Source organism: Saccharopolyspora halophila (genome assembly GCF_039531955.1).
Lineage (GTDB): Bacteria > Actinomycetota > Actinomycetes > Mycobacteriales > Pseudonocardiaceae > Saccharopolyspora > Saccharopolyspora halophila.
The window spans coordinates 23,681-43,238 of sequence record NZ_BAAARA010000013.1 but is presented as its reverse complement, the minus strand read 5'-3'; the positions used below and the strand labels follow the sequence as shown (position 1 = coordinate 43,238).

The following is a 19,558-nucleotide window of genomic DNA, read 5'->3' as shown; positions in this document are numbered from 1 at the left end:
TGTCCGGTTGGAAAGCAATAGACTCAGAGGTCAGCCCGGCATCGGTCGCGGTGTTGTCGCACCGCGCCCTCAGGTACGCCGGGGAACAAGCACGTTCGCACTAGGAGACCACGTGAAGAGCACCGTCGAGCACCTGAGCCCGACGCGCGTCCGGATCAACGTCGAGGTGCCGTTCGACGAGCTCAAGCCGAACTTCGACCGCGCGTACAAGGAACTGGCCCAGCAGGTCCGCATCCCCGGCTTCCGTCCGGGAAAGGTCCCGTCCCGCGTGCTGGAGAGCCGCATTGGTCGCGCGCCCGTGCTCGACCAGGTCATCAACGACGCGGTCCCGGCGAAGTACATGGAGGCCGTCAACTCCAACGAGGTGAGCACCCTCGGGCGCCCGGACATCGAGGTGACCAAGATCGAGGACGGTGACGCGGTCGCGTTCACCGCCGAGGTGGACGTCCGCCCGGAGATCACCGTCCCCGCCTTCGGCGAGCTGTCGGTCAGCGTCGACGACCTCGAGGTCGACGAGGACGCGGTGAACGAGGAGCTCAACAACCTGCGCGCTCGCTTCGGCACCCTGACCGGGGTGGAGCGTCCGGCGCAGCACGGCGACTTCGTCAGCATCGACCTGTCCGCGACGGTGGACGGCGAGGAGGTCGAGGACGCTCAGACCTCCGGCCTGTCCTACGAGATCGGTTCCGGCCAGCTCATCGACGGCATCGACGACGCGCTGATCGGCACGAGCGAGGGCGAGACCACGACCTTCACCACGAAGCTCCTTGCCGGCGAGTACGCCGGTAAGGACGCGGAGGTCGAGGTCACCCTGCAGTCGGTCAAGGAGCGCCAGCTGCCGGAGGCCGACGACGAGTTCGCGCAGATGGCCAGCGAGTTCGACACGGCCGAGGAACTCATGGCCGACCTGCGCGATCGCGTGAGCCGGGTCAAGAAGATGGAGCAGGGCATGCAGGCCCGGGACAAGGTCCTGGAGGCTCTGCTCGAGACCGTCGAGGTGCCGCTCCCGGAGAAGGTCGTCGAGCAGGAGGTCGAGGCGCGCCAGCACGACGCGATTCACCCGTTCGACCACGACGAGAAGCGCTTCGAAGAGTGGCTTGAGACGCAGGGCAAGAACCGCGAGCAGTTCGACGCCGAGGCCCGCGAAGAGGCGGAGAAGGCGGTCCGCACCCAGCTGGTGCTGGACACCATCGCCGACGCCGAGGACGTGCAGGTCTCGGACGAGGAGCTGACCCAGCGGATCATCTACCAGGCCCAGCAGTACGGCATGAGCCCGGACCAGTTCGTCCAGCAGGCCCAGGAGGCCGGCCAGATCGGCGCCATGTACGCCGACGTCCGCCGGAGCAAGGCGCTGTTCTCGGTGGTCCGTCAGGCCACCGTCCAGGACGCCTCGGGCAACTCCCTGGACATGGAGGAGCTGTTCGGCGAGGGCGGTTCCGAGGAGTCCGCCGAGGAGACCTCGGAGGACTCGGAGACGACCAAGGCCGAGTGACCCGGCTTACGCGGGACAACTCAATACGCAAGCTCTGAGCGAACGTGGGCGGTACTGGGAAGCTGGTGCCGCCCACGTTCGTTAGGGTCGGTTGTAGCGGATCACCCGAGTAGGGAAGCAACACATCACCTGCGGTCATGGACGACACCCGGCTGGTTCGTTCGGGTCCACTGTGGAAGCGGAGCCGGCGGACCCGAGGCGACCGGAGTGACCAGGGTGGACAAAGGGCCCAATTGTGGGAGAAGGCAGGGAGACGTGACGCAGCACCTGACTGTTCCGGCGTCCGACGCGCAGTCGCCGTCCATGCGGAGCGGCAATAACGGACTCTCGCTCAACGACTCGGTTTACGAGCGACTGCTGCGGGAGCGGATCATCGTCCTCGGCTCCCAGGTCGAGGACTCGATCTCCAACCAGATCTGCTCGCAGCTGTTGCTGCTGGCAGCTGAAGACCAGGACCGCGACATCTCGCTCTACATCAACTCGCCGGGCGGTTCGGTGACGGCTGGCATGGCGATCTACGACACCATGCAGCTGATCAAGCCCGACGTGACGACGGTGGCCATGGGCATGGCGGCCTCGATGGGGCAGTTCCTGCTGTCCGCGGGTGCCAAGGGCAAGCGCTTCGCGCTGCCGCACGCGCGGATCATGATGCACCAGCCCTCCGCCGGGCTGGGCGGTACGGCCTCGGACATCGCGATCCAGGCGGAGATGTTCTCCAAGCACAAGCGGGAGATGGCCGAGCTGATCGCCGAACAGACCGGTCAGACGGTCGAGAAGATCATCGCCGACTCGGACCGCGACCGCTGGTTCAACCCTCAGGAGGCCAGGGACTACGGCTTCGTGGACCACGTGGCCAGCGCGGCGAACCTGCCGAGCGCCTGACGTCGCCCCGACCGGACCTAGTAACGAGGAGTCACCAGACGTGAACCCTTACCAGTCTTTGCAGTCCCGGTACGTGCTGCCGTCGTTCGTCGAGCGCACCGCGTACGGGGTCAAGGAGTCCAACCCGTACAACAAGTTGTTCGAGGAACGGATCGTGTTCCTGGGTGTCCAGGTCGACGACGCGTCCGCGAACGACGTGATGGCGCAGCTGCTGTTCCTGGAGTCCGATGACCCGGATCGCGAGATCCAGATGTACATCAACTCCCCGGGCGGCTCGTTCACCGCGATGATGGCCATCTACGACACGATGCAGTACGTGCGTCCCGACGTGCGCACCATCTGCCTGGGCCAGGCGGCCTCGGCCGCGGCGGTGCTGCTGGCGGGCGGCACCAAGGGCAAGCGCCAGGCGCTGCCGAACTCCCGCGTGCTGATCCACCAGCCGTCCGTGGAGGGCATCTACGGTCAGGTCTCCGACCTGGAGATCCAGGCCGCCGAGGTGCAGCGGATGCGCGAGCTGATGGAGTCGACGCTGGGCAAGCACACCAACCGCTCGGCCGAGCAGGTGCGCGAGGACGTCGACCGCGACAAGATCCTCACCGCCGAGCAGGCCGTCGAGTACGGCATCCTCGACGAGGTCGTGCCGTACCGGAAGCTCTCGCAGCAGAAGTCCTGATGTGCGGCGTCCCCGCCCGCTTCCCACGAAGTGGGCGGGGACGCTTCCGGTCGTAGGCTGGGGTCGGGCGTGCGCCACGCCCGGCTCCGCGCCGCGACACGCCGATGGCGACGCTGGTCACGGCGCGCACGGCGGTGGCGGACACTGTGAGTCTCCCCGAACGCGGGGAATGCCAGGTACCGTCGAAGGAACATAACGGTCAGGCGCGCTATCGGAGGGCGTGCCGGAGGGGACGGGGTCAGCGGTCATGGCACGTATCGGTGACGGCGGCGACCTGCTGAAGTGCTCCTTCTGCGGGAAGAGCCAGAAGCAGGTGAAGAAACTCATCGCCGGCCCCGGCGTGTACATCTGCGATGAGTGCATCGATCTCTGCAACGAGATCATCGAGGAGGAGCTCGCGGAGGCGGGCGAGGTCAAGCTCGACGAGCTGCCCAAGCCCAACGAGATCCACGAATTCCTCGACCAGTACGTCATCGGGCAGGATCCGGCGAAGCGCAATCTCTCGGTTGCGGTCTACAACCACTACAAGCGCATCCAGGCCGGGGAGAAGAAGGAAGCGCGCGGCGAAGAGGCCGTCGAACTGGCCAAGTCGAACATCCTGATGCTCGGCCCGACCGGCTGCGGCAAGACCTACCTCGCGCAGACCCTGGCCAAGATGCTCAACGTGCCCTTCGCGATCGCCGACGCCACGGCGCTGACCGAGGCGGGCTACGTGGGCGAGGATGTGGAGAACATCCTGCTCAAGCTGATCCAGGCCGCCGACTACGACGTCAAGCGCGCCGAGACCGGCATCATCTACATCGACGAGGTCGACAAGATCGCCCGCAAGAGCGAGAACCCGTCGATCACCCGCGACGTCTCCGGTGAGGGCGTGCAGCAGGCGCTGCTGAAGATCCTGGAGGGCACCACCGCGAGCGTGCCCCCGCAGGGCGGCCGCAAGCACCCGCACCAGGAGTTCATCCAGATCGACACGACGAACGTGCTGTTCATCGTGGCGGGCGCCTTCGCCGGGCTGGACCAGATCGTCGAGGAGCGGGTCGGCAAGCACAGCGTGGGCTTCGGCGCGGACCTGCGCTCCAAGCAGGAGGTCGACGCCGCCGATCACTTCGCCGACGTGATGCCCGAGGACCTGATCAAGTACGGGCTGATCCCGGAGTTCATCGGCCGGCTGCCCACCCAGGCCAGCGTGACGAACCTGGACAAGGCCGCGCTGGTGCAGATCCTGACCGAGCCGAAGAACGCGCTGGTCAAGCAGTACAAGCGCCTCTTCGAGCTGGACAACGTCGAGCTGGAGTTCACCCAGACCGCGCTGGAGGCCATCGCCGATCAGGCGATCCTGCGGGGCACCGGGGCGCGTGGCCTGCGCGCCATCCTGGAGGAGGTCCTGCTCCCGGTCATGTACGACATCCCGGGCCGCTCGGACGTGGCCAAGGTCGTGATCACCGAGCAGACCGTGCGGGAGAACGTCAACCCGACGATCGTGGCCAGGCAGGCCGGGCGCCGCGAGCGCCGCGAGAAGTCCGCCTGAGGCCCTTTTCAGGTTGGGTTTTGCTCGGCGGTGCCGGGAGCGGAACCTCAGGCGCCGCCGGGCTGCGGGATCCGCTCCTCGAGTAGCCACCTACGCGGCGTCGCGGCTGTCCTCGCCCGACGACGTCTGAGGACCCGCGGCGGTGCGGGCTGAGTCCCACACCTGAAGCAGCGGCTGACGCCGCGTACTGAACTGCACCCCGTGACCGATTCGGCACGGGGTGCTGTCGCGTTCGCGCCAGGGTTGTGATTCGCCGCTGCTCAGCCGGGTTTTCGCGGGAAGTGCCATGACGCTCGGTTCCGTGTCCTGCGGGCCGCGCGAGAATAGTCGATATTGGGGGAGGCCCCGCACGGCGATTCCGGGAGAACGTTTCATGAGCGAGATGCACGTCCTGCTTGTTCACGGGATGACCGGTGCCGGCCCGTGGCACTGGCAGCAGTGGCTCGCCGGGCGGCTTCGCGAACGGGACGTGCCGGTGGAGTTGCCCGCGCTGCCCGATCCGGACCGCCCGGATCTGGAGCGCTGGCTGCCGGTGCTGCGCGAGCGCCTGGCCGCGGTTCCGCCGGAAGCCGAGCTGGTGGTGGCCACCCACTCGTGCGGATCGGCCCTGTGGCTGCACCACACCGCCACCATGGAGCCGGGTGTCCGGCGCGCCGACCGGGTGCTCGTGGTGGCCCCGCCGGACAACGACTGGCACCACGAGCACGCCCGGGGGATCACTCCGTACCCGGCCGACGCGGCCGCGCTGCGCCGGGCCGCGGGCAGCACCAGGCTCGTAGTGGGCACCGGGGACGACTTCCTGCCGATGCACCGCGCGCACGCGCTGGCCGAGGCGCTGCAGGTCGAGATGGACGTGATCCTCGACGGGGAGCACCTCAACACCCGCGCGGGCTACGGCCCGTGGCCGTCGGTCCTGCAGTGGACGCTCTACGGCACGGTTCCGCTCAACGACCGGTACGACACCGATCCCTACACGGCGAACCACGCCCAACCGCGGCTCCGCCTGGCCTGAGCCCCGTCAAGCGTCGTGCAGGTGCCCGCCGACGAAGTCCACGAGCTCGGGCAGCGCCCGCCGGAAGTAGGCCCGGTTGTGCCGTCCCGGCGTCGTCGAGGCGTACTCCGGCTGCGCTCGCCGGATGAACCGGCGCGTGCCCTTGATGAAGCGATCGGCGTTGCCGCACCAGACGCCTAGCGGGAGGTCGCCGAGGGCGTCGACGTGTCGGAGCGGGTCCAGCGAGGCCCACTCGGACTCGTTGCGGAACGCGTCCCGGGTGCGCATCCGGCGCCAGGTGGTGAACAGGGCGGGCGAGATCACGCCCGCCGCGCGCACCGGATCACCCATCTCGGCGCGGCGCCGCGCGTAGAGCAGCGCGCCGAAACCGCCCATCGAGATGCCGGATACGGCCGCGATGCGCCCCTCGGGACCGCCGAGACCGCGCTCGGCCAGCCAGCCGGGCACCTCGTCGAGCAGCATGGTCATCGGGTCGTCGTGCCAGTAGGACGTGCGCCCGCCGTCGACGGCGAGGACGGTGTACGGCGGGATGCGCTGCTGCTCGAAGGAGTCCGATAGCCACGTGGGAACGCCCGCGACGAGATCCAGCGCGTCTCCGTACCGGCCGTGCAGCATCAGGCAGACCGGCAGTCCCTGCGGGTCCACGCCTCGGGGGTGCATGACGACCATGTCCACCGGGCGGCCGCGCGAGCGCGATCGGATCTGCTCCACCGAGACGTTGCCGGTCAGCGGCATCGCCTGGTTGACCGGCGTGCCGGTGTCGGTGCTCAGACCGAGCCCGAGCGCTCCGAGCCCGGCGATTCCGGAGGAGAGTACGAAGCGCCGCGACATCGCGCGGCCGATCGGTTCCCGATGCGACAAGCGGTCCTCCGGACTGGTTCGAACACTTGCCGCAAGCATCTCAACACCGGGCCGTGATCGTCACGCGATCTTGCCCACGGACACACGTTCGGCTCGGGTGTAGACGTTCATGGAACTCCCGCGCAGGAATCCCACCAGCGTCATGCCCTGCTCCTCGGCCAGATCGACGGCCAGCGAGGACGGTGCGGACACCGCGGTGAGCATCGGGACCCCGGCCATCGCGGCCTTCTGGACCAGTTCGAAGGACGCTCGGCCGGAGACCATTAGCACGCAGCCGGACAGCGGCACGCGCCCCTGCAGCAGCGCCCAGCCGAGTGCCTTGTCCACCGCGTTGTGCCTGCCCACGTCCTCGCGCACCACCAGCAGCTCGCCATCGGAGTCGAACAGCCCAGCGGCGTGCAGGCCGCCGGTGGAGTCGAACACCCGCTGGGCGGCGCGCAGCTTGTCCGGCAGCGCGATGACGGTGTCCGACGCGATCGACAGCGGGTCGTCGGCGGGGGAGTGGCGGGTGCGGAGCTTGACCGAGTCCAGCGCGGCCTTGCCGCACACGCCGCAGGAGGACGTGGTGTAGAAGTTGCGCTCCACCGAGGCGTCCGGCGGCGCGACCCCGGGGGCCAGCGCGATGTCGAGCACGTTGTAGGTGTTGCGGCCGTCCGGTCCGGGGCTGTCGCAGTACCGCGCGCTGGCGAGTTCCCCGGCCTCGCCGATGACGCTCTCGGTGAGCAGGAAGCCGTGCGCGAGCTCGACGTCGTGCCCGGGCGTGCGCATGGTCACCGACAGCGGTTTGCCGTTTACCCGGATCTCCAGCGGCTCCTCGGCGGCCATGGTGTCCGGCCGGGAGGTGGTGCCGTTGGCGGTGATCCTCAGGACCGGTCGGCGTACCGTCACGCGTCCCATGTGGCCCTCCTCGAGGTGAATGTTTCGAATTGAACTACTACCTCGTTCAACCCGGTTCTGGACAGTATGCTCACCGCGCCAAGCAACGCCGCAGAGCGGGAGACCCCATGGTGCAAGGCCTGCTTTCGCCCGACCGGATCGTCGCTCCGCCGGACTGGAGCCGCTGGCTCGTCCCGCCGGCCGCGCTCGCGGTCCACCTGTCGATCGGGCAGGTTTACGCCTGGAGCGTGTTCAAGCCGCCCCTGGAGAGCTCTCTCGGGCTGACCGGAACGCTGAGCGCGCTGCCGTTCCAGCTGAGCATCGTGGTGCTCGGGCTCTCGGCGGCGCTGCTGGGCACGATGGTCGAGAAGCGCGGCCCGCGCTGGGCGATGACCATGTCGGCGACCTGCTTCTCCGCGGGTTTCCTGATTTCCGCGCTGGGCGCGGCCATCGGCCAGTACTGGCTGGTGGTGGTCGGTTACGGCCTGGTCGGCGGCATCGGTCTGGGCATCGGCTACATCTCCCCGGTGTCGACGCTGATGAAGTGGTTCCCGGACCGGCCGGGCATGGCCACCGGCATCGCCATCATGGGTTTCGGCGGCGGCGCGCTGATCGCCTCGCCGTGGTCCTCGTCCATGCTGCAGGCGTTCGGCACCGACCGCTCGGGAATCGCGCAGGCGTTCCTGGTGCACGGGCTGGTCTACGCGGTGTTCATGTCGCTGGGCGCACTGCTGGTGCGGGTGCCGCCGCCGGGGTGGGCGCCGAGTTCGCCGCCGGCGCAGAAGATTTCGAAATCGATGGTCACAGCGGCGGACGTGACGGCGAACAACGCGCTGCGCACACCGCAGTTCTGGTTGCTCTGGATCGTGCTGTGCCTGAACGTCACCGCCGGGATCGGCATCCTGGAGAAGGCCTCGCCGATGATCACCGGGTTCTTCTCCGGCACCAGCACTCCGGTCGCCGCCGGTGCCGCGGCCGGCTTCGTGGCGCTGCTGTCGCTGACCAACATGGCGGGCCGGTTCGTCTGGTCGTCGACCTCGGACCTGGTCGGGCGCAAGAACATCTACCGGCTCTACCTGGGCGGCGGTGCGCTGCTCTACCTCGGGATCCTGCTGTTCGGCGCCACCGGGGTGCCGGTATTCGTGCTGTGCGCGATGCTGATCCTGTCGTTCTACGGCGGCGGTTTCGCCACGGTCCCGGCCTACCTCAAGGATCTCTTCGGCACCATGCAGGTCGGCGCCATCCACGGCAGGCTGCTCACCGCCTGGTCGGCCGCGGGCATCTTCGGCCCGCTGATCGTCAACGCGGTCGCCGACGCGCAGGAGGCCGCGGGAGCCACCGGCCCGGATCTCTACTCGGCCTCGCTGTACATCATGATCGGGCTGCTGGTGGTCGGATTCATCGCCAACGAGCTCATCCGCCCGGTCGATCCGAAGTTCCACGAACCGACCTCGGGAGGTTCCCGGTGAACACCGCCAACCGGAAAGCCCTGCTGGTCGTGGCCTGGCTCTGGGTGACACTCCCGTTCCTCTACGGCCTCGCCGCGCTCGTGCAGAAGGTCAGCCAGCTGTTCACCGGGTGAGCACCCGGAGGTGCTGGATCCAGCCCGGGATCCAGCACCTCCGGGTGTCAGGCCCGTTGTAGCCGGATGACCACTGCCTTCGACACCGGCGTGTTGGACCTGTCGGCCACCGCGTCGAGCGCCACCAGCGGATTGGCCTCCGGGTAGTAGGCCGCCGCGCAGCCGGGAGCCGTCGGGTAGCCGACCAGCCGGAAGGCATCGGCTCGGCGCTCCTCGACCGAACCGTCGGCGGCGGTCCACTCCGAGACCACGTCGACCAGCTCGCCGGATTCGAAACCGAGTGCGGCGAGGTCGGTTTCGTTGACCAGCACCACCCGGCGCGCGTTCTCGATCCCCCGGTAGCGGTCCGAGAGGCCGTAGATCGTGGTGTTGTACTGGTCGTGGCTTCGCATGGTCTGCAGCAGCAGCCTGCCGGGCGGCACCCGGATCGGTTCCGGCGTGTTGATCGTGAAGTTCGCCTTGCCGGTCGCGGTCGGGAACGTGCGGGTGTCCCGGGGCGGATGCGGGAGCACGAAGCCGTCCGGCTCGCGGACCCGCCGGTTGTAGTCCGCGCAGTCCGGCACGACCCGGGCGATGTGCTCGCGGATGACGTCGTAGTCGGCGAACGATTCCCAATCCACCGGGTGCTCGGCGCCGAGGAGTTCGCGGGCCAGGCGGGAGACGATCATCACCTCCGAGAGCAGCTCGCCGGAGGCGGGCGCGAGCCTGCCGCGGGACCGGTGCACCACCGACATGGAGTCCTCGACGGTCACGAACCGGTCCTCGCCGTCGTGCCGGTCGCGCTCGGTGCGGCCGAGCGTGGGCAGGATCAGCGCTGTCCGGCCCGGAACCACGTGCGAGCGGTTGAGCTTCGTCGAGATCTGCACGGTCAGTTCGCAGCTGCGCAGCGCGGCCGTCGTCGCCTCGGTGTCCGGTGTGGCGGAGACGAAGTTGCCGCCCATGCCGATGAAAGCCCGCACCCGGCCCTCGGTCATGGCGCGGATGGTGTCCACCGTGTCCAGACCGTGCTCGCGCGGCGAAGAGATGCCGAACTCCGCGTCCAATGCGGACAGGAACTCCTCCGGCATCTGCTCCCAGATGCCCATCGTGCGGTCGCCCTGCACGTTGGAGTGCCCGCGCACCGGGCACACGCCCGCGCCCGGCTTGCCGATCATGCCGCGCAGCAGCAGCGTGTTGACCACCTCGCGAATCGTGTCCACGCCCTGCTTCTGCTGCGTCAAGCCCATCGCCCAGCAGGCAACGGTGCGCTCCGAGGAGACGACCAGCTCGGCGATGCGCTCGATCTGTTCCCGGTCCAGCCCGGTGGCCTCGACGGTGGCTTCCCAGTCGATGTTGCCCGATTCCGCGGCGAACTCGGCGAAACCGTGCGTGTGGGCGTCGACGAACTCCGAGTCGACCGCGCCCGCCTTCAGCGCCAGCGCGTTGATCGCCTTGAACAGGGCCAGGTCGCCGCCGATGCGGATCTGGGCGAACTCGTCGGCCAGCGCCGTGCCGTCGCCCGCCACACCCCGGAAGTTCTGCGGGTTCTTGAACCGCATCAGTCCGGTCTCCGGCAGCGGGTTGATCGCCACGATCTTCCCGCCGCGCTGCTTGACCTCCTCCAGCGAGCCCAGCATCCGGGGATGGTTGGTGCCGGGGTTCTGCCCGATCACCAGAACCAGGTCGGCGTTCTCCAGATCGGCCAGCGACACCGACCCCTTGCCGACGCCGATGGTCTCGGTCAGGGCCGTGCCGGAGGACTCGTGGCACATGTTCGAGCAGTCCGGCAGGTTGTTCGTGCCGAACGCGCGCACCAGCAGCTGGTAGGCGAACGCGGCCTCGTTGCTGGTGCGGCCCGAGGTGTAGAAGGCCGCTTGGTCGGGGGACTCCAGGCCGCGCAAGCCCTCGGCGATGACCCGGAACGCCTCGGTCCAGTCGATCGGCCGGTAGTGCGTGTCGCCCTCGCGCAGCACCATCGGTTCGGTGAGCCTGCCCTGCTGGCCCAGCCAGTGGTCGGTGCGCTCGGCCAGTTCGGCCACCGAGTTCTCGGCGAAGAACTCGCGGGTGATCCGGCGGGTGGTGGCCTCTTCGGCGACCGCCTTCGCGCCGTTCTCGCAGAACTCGGCGAGCTTGCGGTTACCGCCTTCCTCCGCGCGCGGATCCGGCCAGGCGCAGCCCGGGCAGTCGAACCCGGATCGCTGGTTGAGAAGGGGAAGCAGGCGGGCGGTGCGGGTCACCCCCATCTGCTCGAAGCTGCGTTGCAGCGACACGGCGACGCCCTTGATGCCGGCCGCCGCCTTTCCCGGGGCCTCGATGCGCAGGTCGTTCTCGTCGATGTCCTGCTGGGGAGCTTTCCGCATGGCTGACAGGGTCCCCCTCGGCAGAGGCGTCGGCACGCAGGCGTGTCGGGGATCACAAGAGCGTCGCCGAGCGGTCGCGGTATGCCCGGCAAATCGGCCGCGCGGGCACTCGTAGAATTCGGCGTGTGACACAGACCCATGCAGCTGCAGCGCCCCGTGAACTTCCGTCGACCTGGAACCCGGCCGACGTAGAGGCCGAGCTGTACCAGCGCTGGGTAGCCGCCGAGTACTTCACCGCCGACGCGAACAGCGACAAGCCACCGTTCTCGATCGTCATCCCGCCGCCGAACGTCACCGGCAGCCTGCACATCGGCCACGCCTTCGAGCACACGCTGATGGACATCCTCACCCGCCGCCGCCGGATGCAGGGCTACGAGGCCCTGTGGCTGCCGGGCATGGACCACGCGAGCATCGCCGTGCAGGCGCTGGTGGAGAAGCAGCTCCGCGAGGAGGGCATCGACCACCGCGAGCTGGGCCGCGAGAAGTTCCTGGAGCGCGTCTGGCAGTGGAAGGAGGAGCACGGCGGGGCGATCCTGTCCCAGATGAGTCGCCTCGGCGACAGCGTGGACTGGTCCCGCCAGCGCTTCACCATGGACGAGGGGCTGTCCCGCGCGGTTCAGACGATCTTCAAGCGGCTCTACGACGAGGGCCTGATCTACCGCGCCGAGCAGCTGGTCAACTGGTCGCCGGAGATGCGCACCGCGATCTCGGACATCGAGGTGGAGCACAAGGAGGTCGAGGGCGAGCTCGTCTCCATGCGCTACGGCGACGGCGAGGACTCGATCGTCGTGGCCACCACCCGGGTGGAGACCATGCTCGGTGACACCGCGATCGCGGTGCACCCGGACGACGAGCGCTACGGGCACCTGGTCGGCACCGACATCGAACTGCCGCTGACCGGCCGCAAGATCTCGATCGTGGCCGACGAGCACGTCGACCCCGAGTTCGGCACCGGCGCGGTCAAGGTGACCCCGGCGCACGACCCGAACGACTTCGAGATCGGCAAGCGGCACGACCTGCCGATGCCGACGATCATGGACGAGCAGGGCCGCATCGCCAACACCGGCACCCGCTTCGACGGCATGGACCGCTTCGAGGCCCGCGTCGCGGTGCGCGAGGCGCTGCGCGAGCAGGACCGGATCGTCGCCGAGAAGCGTCCGTACGTGCACAGCGTCGGGCACAGCTCGCGCTCCAAGGAACCGATCGAGCCGCGGCTGTCGCTGCAGTGGTTCGTCAAGGTCGAGCCGCTGGCCAAGGCCGCGGGCGACGCGGTCCGGGACGGGCGCGTGGCGGTGCACCCGCCGGAGATGTCCAAGCGCTACTTCGACTGGGTCGACAACCTGCACGACTGGGCCATCTCGCGGCAGCTGTGGTGGGGCCACCGGATCCCGATCTGGTACGGCCCGAACGGCGAGGTCGTCTGCGTCGGCCCGGACGAGGAGCCGCCCTCCGGCGAGGGCTGGCGCCAGGACGAGGACGTCCTCGACACCTGGTTCTCCTCCGGCCTGTGGCCCTTCTCGACCATGGGCTGGCCCGACGACACGGCCGACCTGAAGAAGTTCTACCCGACGTCCGTGCTGGTCACCGGCTACGACATCCTGTTCTTCTGGGTCGTGCGGATGATGATGATGGGCCTGTACGCGATGCGGGACGAGGACCCGGCCGAGGCCATCCCGTTCCAAACCATCGCGCTGCACGGCATGGTCCGCGATCCGCACGGCAAGAAGATGTCGAAGTCCGCGGGCAACACCGTCGATCCCATCGAGTGGATGGACACCTACGGCGCCGACGCGCTGCGGTTCACCCTGGCGCGCGGGGCGAACCCGGGCACCGACGCGCCGATCAGCGAGGAGTGGGTCTCCGCGTCGCGCAGCTTCGGCACGAAGCTGTTCAACGCGACCAAGTTCGCGATGATCAACGGCGCCCGGGTGCCGGACGCGCCGCTGGATCGCGCGCGGCTCACCGACGCGGATCGCTGGATCCTGGACCGGGCGGACGGTCTGGTGTCCTTCGTGGACGAGATGCTGGAGGACTTCCAGTTCGCCAAGGCCACCGAGGCGCTCTACCACTTCACCTGGGACGAGTTCTGCGACTGGTACGTGGAGCTGTCCAAGGTCCAGATCGACGCCTCGGAGGAGCGCGCCGAGCTGACCAGGCAGGTGCTGGGCCAGGTGCTCGACACGCTGCTGCGGCTGCTGCACCCGACGATCCCGTTCCTGACCGAGACGCTGTGGACCGCGCTGACCGGGCGGGAGTCCGTGGTCATCGCGGACTGGCCGGCGGCTTCCGGCGCGGAGGCCGACGGCGGTGCGGCGGACCGGATCGCGGCGACCCAGAAGCTGATCACCGAGATCCGCCGGTTCCGCTCCGACCAGGGGCTCAAGCCGGGGCAGAAAGTCGCGGCGCGGCTCACCGGTGTCGCCGAGCTGGGCCTCGACGAGCACGTGCCCGCCGTGCGCTCGCTGGCCAAGGTCACCGAGCCCGCGGACGGCTTCACCTCGTCGGCGTCCCTGGAGGTGGGCCTCACCGGTGGCACGACCACCGTCGAGCTCGACCTCTCCGGGGCCATCGACGTCGAGGCGGAGCGCAAGCGCCTGACCAAGGACCTCGCGGCGGCCGAGAAGGAGCTCTCCGGCGCCGACAAGAAGCTCGGCAACGAGTCCTTCCTGGCCAAGGCCCCGGCGGACGTGGTCGACAAGATCAAGGCCCGCCGCGAGACCGCGGAAGCCGACATCGCCCGGATCAAGACCCGCCTGCAAACCCTCCCGGAGTCCTGACCCCAGGGGCCCCTCCACCAGGAGGGGCCCCTTTCGGGCGCGTGACAGTTTTGCCTAAAACTGTGCGGACAAAACGGACATTGATCATGCACAGTTTTAGGCAGAACTGTGCGCCCCGGCGCGCGCGGGTGGCGTTTCGGGTAGGGCTTGAGCGGGGGAGCGGTCGCCGAACCGTAGACTCCGACTCCGGCATTTACGTCGTTCGTATGGGGAGTGTGGACTTGACCGGCATGGACCCGGGGGCGTTGCAGGACCTGCGCGTCGTGGAGGCCGCGCTCAACGAACGCTGGCCGGAGACGAAGATCGAACCGTCGCTGGACCGGATCCGAGCGCTGACCGACCTGCTCGCCGAGCCGCAGAACGGTTACCCGGTCGTGCAGATCGCGGGCACCAACGGCAAGTCCTCGACCACGCGGATCGTCGACGCGCTGCTGACCGGCCTGGAGCTGCGCACCGGCCGCTACACCAGCCCGCACCTGCAGCTGGCCACCGAGCGCATCGGCATCGACGGCAAGCCGATCAGCCCCGAGGGCTACATCGAGGCCTACCGGGACGTCGCACCGTACGTCTCGATCGTGGACGGCCAGAGCGATGTGGCGATGAGCAAGTTCGAGGTGCTCACCGCCATGGCTTACGCGGCCTTCGCCGACGCACCGGTGGACGCCGCGGTCGTCGAGGTCGGTCTCGGCGGTAGCTGGGACGCCACCAACGTCGCCAACGCCAAGATCGCGGTGATCTGCCCGGTCGCCCTGGATCACGCCGAGTACCTCGGTACCGATATCGCGGGCATCGCCCGGGAGAAGGCCGGGATCATCAAGCAGGACTCCATCGTGATCATGGCCGCGCAGCAGGCGGAGGCGCAGCAGGAGATCATGAAGAAGGTCGCCGAGGTCGACGCGACCGTGGCCCGGGAGGGCCAGGAGTTCGGCGTCCTGGAGCGCACCGTCGCCGTCGGCGGCCAGGTGCTCAAGCTGCAGGGCCTCGGCGGCGTCTACGAGGAGATCTTCCTGCCGCTGCACGGCGAGCACCAGGCGCGCAACGCCGCGATCGCGCTGGCCACGGTGGAGTCGTTCTTCGGCGCGGGTGCCACTCACCAGCTCGACGTCGAGCGGATCCGGGACGGCTTCGCCAGCGTGCTCGTGCCCGGCCGGCTGGAGCGGGTCCGTGCTGCGCCGTCGGTGCTGGTCGACGCGGCGCACAACCCGCACGGAACCCGCGCCTTGGCCGACGCGCTGAGCTCCGAGTTCTCCTTCCGCAAGCTCGTCGCGGTGGTCGGGGTGCTCGGCGACAAGGACGCGCGGGGCATTCTGGCCGAGCTGGAGCCGGTCGTGGAGGAGCTGGTGCTCACCCGCAACTCCTCGCCGCGCTCGCTGGATCCCGACGAGCTCGCCGGGATCGCGCTGGAGATCTTCGGTCAGGAGCGGATCATGGTCGAGCCGCAGCTGGACAACGCGGTCGAGCACGCCATCCAGCTGGCCGAGGAGACCGAGGACCCGACCGAGGCGGTCTCCGGTGGCGGCGTGGTGATCACCGGTTCGGTGGTCACGGCGGGCGAGGCGCGGGCGCTGTTCGGCAGGGAACCGGCGTGAGCGAGACGGGAGCGGTCGTGGCCGAAGACTCGGAGAAGGGCCTGCCGGAGGCGCCGGAAGGCGTGCGCGACCCGTGGAAGGGTCTGCGCGGCATCATGGCGGCCACGCTGTCGCTGGAGTTCCTCACCTTCCTGCTGGCACTGCCGGTCGTCTGGCAGCTCGGCGGGGGAGTCTCCAGCGCCGGGTTCGCGATCGTGGCCACGCTGTCGGTCCTGATGCTGGTCGCCGCGTTCGTGCAGCGCCGTTCCTGGGGCCTCGGCTTCGCGCTGGCCTTGCAGGCCGCGATGATCCTGTGCTTCTTCGTCCACCCGGCGGTGGGCGTCATGGGCCTGATCTTCGCGTTGATCTGGGGTTACATCCTCTACCTGCGCAACGACCTCGCGCGCCGGATGCGCGAGGGCAGGCTCTACGACCAGCTCGGCCACCCACCGGGCCACCCGGAAGGCACGGACCCCAGCTAAGCGCGGGATGGTCGGTTCGCGGTGGTGACAGTTTTGCCTAAAACTGTGAGGACTCGGCGCCCGAAATGTCCGCGCAGTTTTAGGCAAAACTGTCACCGCGCCGCTCCGGTCAGGTGATGTCGATGATCGCTCGGCCTTGGATCTCGGCCCGGTTGAGGGCGTCGTAGGCCTCTTGGACCTGGTCGAAGGAGTAGTGCCGGCTGATCGCGTCCTGCGGGCGCAGGTGGCCCCGGGCCGCCAGGTCGAGCAGCACCGGCATGTCGCGACGGGGCTTGGCGCCGTAGGAGCCCTTGATCTGGAGCTTGCGCCGGGCGATCGTGGCCAGGTCGAACTCGCCCGTGGTGCCGCGAGCCGCGATGCCCACGACCACCACCTGGCCGCCTTCGACCACCGAGTCCCGGGCGATGTTGAAGGTGGGGACCGCGCCGCGCGCTTCGAAGGCCACGTCGACCCCGCGCCCGCCGGTGAGTTCCCGGATCACGGCCGATGCGTCCACCTCGGCGGAGTTGACCACGTGGGTGGCGCCGAGTTTGCGCGCGCCGTCGAGCTTGTCGTCGCTGATGTCCACCGCGATGATCGTGGAGGCCCCGAACACCGCGGCCAGCTGGATCAGCCCCGAGCCGACACCGCCCGCTGCCACCACGGCCACGGTGTCGCCGACCTTGACGTCGGCCGCGTGCCGCAGCGCGCCGTAGGCGGTCATCGTCGAGCAGCCCATCGAGGCCACGTCGGCCAGGTCCAGGTTGTCCGGAACCCGGTAGACCGAGGTCACCGGCGTCACGCACCGCTCGGCAAGCCCGCCCTGCGAGTACATCCACACCGGTTCGCCGTCGGTTCGGTGCAGCCGGGTGTCGTCGTCGTAGAGCTTGCCCTGCCCGCGGTTGAACCGGAAGAACCGCTCGCAGATCTCCTCCATGCCGCGCGAGCACTGCCCGCACTGACCGCAGGGCATGATGAAGCTGGTGACCACCCGGTCGCCGACCGCCAGGTCGCGGACCCCGGGGCCGATCTCGGCGACCACCCCGGCGACCTCGTGTCCCAGCACGCTCGGCGTCGGGAACGGGAGTTCGCCCTTGAGGACGTGCAGATCGCTGTGGCAGGCGCCGCAGCTGCGTACGTCGATGGCGACCTCGCCCGCCCGGGGCGCCGGGTCGGCCAGCTGCTCGATCCGCATCGGTTCGTGGGCGGCTGTGTGCACGGCGGCGCGCATGGGACCTCCTCGTCACAGGCGATTCGGCCGGAAACTATCGCGTCGGTCACACCCGCACCAGAGGTGAACGGGTGGCACCAAACCTTCACCCGGCCGTCCCCCGAAGGTTGATCGCCGCGCGTCCAGCGGGGCTAGAAAACCCGTATGAACCCCGAAAATCACCTGAATCGCCGAGACCTGCTGCGGCGCGGCGCGACCGGGGCCGGTCTGGTCGCCGCCGGGATGCTGCTGCCCGCAACCGCCTTCGCTCGCTCCGGACGTCCGGTGCTCACCCACGGTGCGCAACTCGGCGACCCACGTCCGGACGGCGCCGTGGTGTGGACCCGCGCGGACCGCCCGGCGCGCATGTTCGTCGAGGTCTCCCGGCACGCCGACTTCCGCGACTCCGAACGCGTTCCCGGGCCGGTGCTCACGCCCGAGACCGACGGCACCGGCGAGCTGCGGCTGGACGGCTTGCCCCCGGGGCACGAGGTGCACTACCGCGTCACCGCCGAGGACCTCGACGGCCGGACGACCAGCGAAGGCGTGACGGGAACTTTCCGCACCGTCCCCAGCGGCCGCCGGGACGTGCGGTTCCTGTGGTCGGGCGATGTCGTCGGCCAGGGCTGGGGAATCAACCCGGAGATCGGCGGGATGACCATCTACCGGGCGATGGCCGCGCGCGACCCGGACTTCTTCCTGCACAGCGGGGATACCGTCTACTCGGACGGGCCGCTGGAGGAGTCCGTGGCGCTGCCCGACGGTCGGGTGTGGCGCAACATCGTGACTCCGGAGAAGTCCAAGGTCGCCGAAACGCTCGACGAGTACCGCGGCCAGTTCGCCTACAACCTGCTCGACGCCAACATGCGCGAGTTCGTGGCCAACGTTCCGCAGTTGATCCAGTGGGACGACCACGAGGTCACCAACAACTGGTATCCGGGCGAGATCCTCGACGACGACGCCTACACCGAGAAGCGCGTGGACGTGCTGGCCGACCGCGCCTTCCGGGCCTTCCACGAGTGGCAGCCGGTGCGCCGCGTCGACGCCGTGGACGGGCGGATCTACCGCAAGGTCTCGCACGGTCCGATGCTGGACGTGTTCGTGCTGGACATGCGCAGCTACCGGGATCCGAACTCGGCGGGAACCACCCCGGAGCGGATCCTGGGGGAGAAGCAGGCCCGCTGGCTGGTCGACGAGCTGTCCGAGTCGAAGGCGACCTGGAAGGTGATCGCCTCGGACATGCCGCTGGGCATCATCGTCCCGGACGGCGACACCGCGGAGGCCGTGGCCAACGGCCTGCCCGGCGCGCCGAACGGCCGGGAGGCGGAGCTGGCGCGGGTGCTGCAGGAAATCAGCCGTCGCCGGGTGCGCAACGTCGTCTGGCTGACCGCGGACGTGCACTACTCGGCGGCGATCAACTACGCGCCGCAGCGCGCGGCGTTCGAGGGGTTCGACGAGTTCTGGGAGTTCGTCTCCGGCCCGCTGCACGCGGGCGCGTACGGGCCGAGCGAGATGGATCCGACCTTCGGCCCGGCGGTCGACTTCGCGCACGCCCCCGAGCGGCAGGGCGCCTCCCCGATGGAGGGCTACCAGCACTTCGGCGAGGTGAACATCGACTCTGGGACCGGCAGGCTGACCGTCGACCTGCGCGACCAGCGCGGCCGGTCCCTCTACACCAAGGAGCTCGACCCGCGGCGCTGAGCGCGACCCACCCCGGCTCCGGGTCCGACGAGGCCCCGGGGCCGGGGCGGTCACCTGCGTCGATACGCTGGCGGTCAATTCGGGCGCGCGGAGTCGTCGCGCCTGCTCGTACGCCTGTGAAGGAGAGAAAACGTGAGCGAGCGCACTCTGGTCCTGGTCAAGCCCGACGGTGTCGAGCGCGGGCTGGTCGGTGAGGTCATCAGCCGCATCGAGAACAAGGGCCTGAAGCTGGTCGCGCTGGAGCTCAAGAACGTCGACCGCGAGCTCGCCGAGCAGCACTACGCCGAGCACGACGGCAAGCCGTTCTTCGAGAGCCTCATCGAGTTCATCACCGGCGGCCCGGTCATCGCCGCCTGCGTGGAGGGCCCGAAGGCCATCTCGGCCTTCCGCCAGCTGGCCGGCGGTACCGACCCGGTCGAGAAGGCCGCCCCGGGCAGCATCCGCGGCGACTACGGCCTCGAGGTCCAGTACAACCTGGTTCACGGCTCGGACTCGGAGGAGTCCGCCACCCGCGAACTCAAGCTCTGGTTCCCTAACCTCTGATGTTTGTTCCTACTGCTGGTCGCCGGTAGCGGAACCTGAGCGGCTTTCTGGGC

Annotated in this window: 16 protein-coding genes; 12 read left to right on the top strand and 4 right to left on the bottom strand. The window is 69.1% G+C overall.

Annotation, left to right across the window (positions count from 1 at the left end; translation table 11 throughout):
- Nucleotides 1-112: 112 nt before the first annotated feature.
- From tig to ABD289_RS17990, 5 genes are all read left to right on the top strand, one after another.
- Nucleotides 113-1,492 carry a trigger factor gene (gene tig / locus ABD289_RS18010; protein ID WP_344133826.1) on the top strand — a complete coding sequence of 460 codons (1,380 nt, stop codon included), beginning with the start codon at nt 113-115 and terminating at the stop codon, nt 1,490-1,492.
- A 303-nt stretch (nt 1,493-1,795) separates the two neighbouring features.
- Nucleotides 1,796-2,374 carry an ATP-dependent Clp protease proteolytic subunit gene (locus tag ABD289_RS18005; protein WP_344134048.1) on the top strand — a complete coding sequence of 193 codons (579 nt, stop codon included), beginning with the start codon at nt 1,796-1,798 and terminating at the stop codon, nt 2,372-2,374.
- A 40-nt stretch (nt 2,375-2,414) separates the two neighbouring features.
- Nucleotides 2,415-3,047, top strand: a complete 633-nt coding sequence (locus tag ABD289_RS18000) for an ATP-dependent Clp protease proteolytic subunit (RefSeq protein WP_344133823.1) — start codon at nt 2,415-2,417, stop codon at nt 3,045-3,047.
- Nucleotides 3,048-3,294: 247 nt separating this feature from the next.
- Entirely contained in the window at nt 3,295-4,575 is a 1,281-nt protein-coding gene (gene clpX / locus ABD289_RS17995) for an ATP-dependent Clp protease ATP-binding subunit ClpX (RefSeq protein WP_344133820.1), read from the top strand.
- 373 nt (nt 4,576-4,948) lie between these two features.
- A complete protein-coding gene (locus ABD289_RS17990; RefSeq protein ID WP_344133817.1) occupies nt 4,949-5,587 on the top strand; it encodes an RBBP9/YdeN family alpha/beta hydrolase in 639 nt (212 codons plus the stop codon).
- A 6-nt stretch (nt 5,588-5,593) separates the two neighbouring features.
- Here the strand turns inward: ABD289_RS17990 and ABD289_RS17985 are convergent, their stop codons facing one another.
- Both ABD289_RS17985 and fdhD read right to left on the bottom strand, forming a co-directional pair.
- Nucleotides 5,594-6,448, bottom strand: coding sequence for an alpha/beta hydrolase (locus ABD289_RS17985; RefSeq protein ID WP_344133814.1), 855 nt, complete (start codon nt 6,446-6,448; stop codon nt 5,594-5,596).
- Between the two features lie 60 nt (nt 6,449-6,508).
- On the bottom strand, nt 6,509-7,345 hold the full coding sequence (fdhD, locus tag ABD289_RS17980) for a formate dehydrogenase accessory sulfurtransferase FdhD (protein ID WP_344133811.1): 837 nt from the start codon (nt 7,343-7,345) through the stop codon (nt 6,509-6,511).
- A gap of 107 nt (nt 7,346-7,452) precedes the next feature.
- Here fdhD and ABD289_RS17975 point away from each other — a divergent pair, with 107 nt between their 5' ends.
- Together ABD289_RS17975 and ABD289_RS25375 are read left to right on the top strand one after the other, a co-directional pair.
- Nucleotides 7,453-8,793, top strand: coding sequence for an L-lactate MFS transporter (locus ABD289_RS17975; RefSeq protein ID WP_344133808.1), 1,341 nt, complete (start codon nt 7,453-7,455; stop codon nt 8,791-8,793).
- Complete coding sequence (locus tag ABD289_RS25375; RefSeq protein WP_425564719.1) at nt 8,790-8,906, top strand: MFS transporter small subunit; 117 nt, start codon at nt 8,790-8,792, stop codon at nt 8,904-8,906. Before ABD289_RS17975 ends, ABD289_RS25375 begins: the two co-directional genes overlap by 4 nt.
- Nucleotides 8,907-8,953: 47 nt before the next feature.
- On the opposite strand, the gene ABD289_RS17970 is transcribed toward ABD289_RS25375, so the two are convergent.
- Nucleotides 8,954-11,245, bottom strand: coding sequence for an FdhF/YdeP family oxidoreductase (locus tag ABD289_RS17970; protein ID WP_344133805.1), 2,292 nt, complete (start codon nt 11,243-11,245; stop codon nt 8,954-8,956).
- A gap of 125 nt (nt 11,246-11,370) precedes the next feature.
- Here ABD289_RS17970 and ABD289_RS17965 point away from each other — a divergent pair, with 125 nt between their 5' ends.
- The 3 genes from ABD289_RS17965 (at nt 11,371) to ABD289_RS17955 (ending at nt 16,072) form a co-directional block, all read left to right on the top strand.
- Complete coding sequence (locus tag ABD289_RS17965; protein WP_344133802.1) at nt 11,371-14,022, top strand: valine--tRNA ligase; 2,652 nt, start codon at nt 11,371-11,373, stop codon at nt 14,020-14,022.
- Between the two features lie 230 nt (nt 14,023-14,252).
- Nucleotides 14,253-15,611 carry a bifunctional tetrahydrofolate synthase/dihydrofolate synthase gene (gene folC / locus ABD289_RS17960; RefSeq protein ID WP_344134045.1) on the top strand — a complete coding sequence of 453 codons (1,359 nt, stop codon included), beginning with the start codon at nt 14,253-14,255 and terminating at the stop codon, nt 15,609-15,611.
- Complete coding sequence (locus ABD289_RS17955; RefSeq protein WP_344133799.1) at nt 15,608-16,072, top strand: DUF4233 domain-containing protein; 465 nt, start codon at nt 15,608-15,610, stop codon at nt 16,070-16,072. The genes folC and ABD289_RS17955 overlap by 4 nt, the downstream gene beginning before the upstream one ends.
- Nucleotides 16,073-16,181: 109 nt before the next feature.
- On the opposite strand, the gene ABD289_RS17950 is transcribed toward ABD289_RS17955, so the two are convergent.
- Complete coding sequence (locus ABD289_RS17950; protein WP_344133796.1) at nt 16,182-17,282, bottom strand: zinc-binding dehydrogenase; 1,101 nt, start codon at nt 17,280-17,282, stop codon at nt 16,182-16,184.
- Between the two features lie 144 nt (nt 17,283-17,426).
- Between ABD289_RS17950 and ABD289_RS17945 the strand changes: the two genes are divergently transcribed.
- A complete protein-coding gene (locus ABD289_RS17945; protein WP_344133793.1) occupies nt 17,427-18,962 on the top strand; it encodes an alkaline phosphatase D family protein in 1,536 nt (511 codons plus the stop codon).
- 132 nt (nt 18,963-19,094) lie between these two features.
- Complete coding sequence (gene ndk, locus ABD289_RS17940; protein WP_344133790.1) at nt 19,095-19,505, top strand: nucleoside-diphosphate kinase; 411 nt, start codon at nt 19,095-19,097, stop codon at nt 19,503-19,505.
- Nucleotides 19,506-19,558 lie beyond the last annotated feature (53 nt).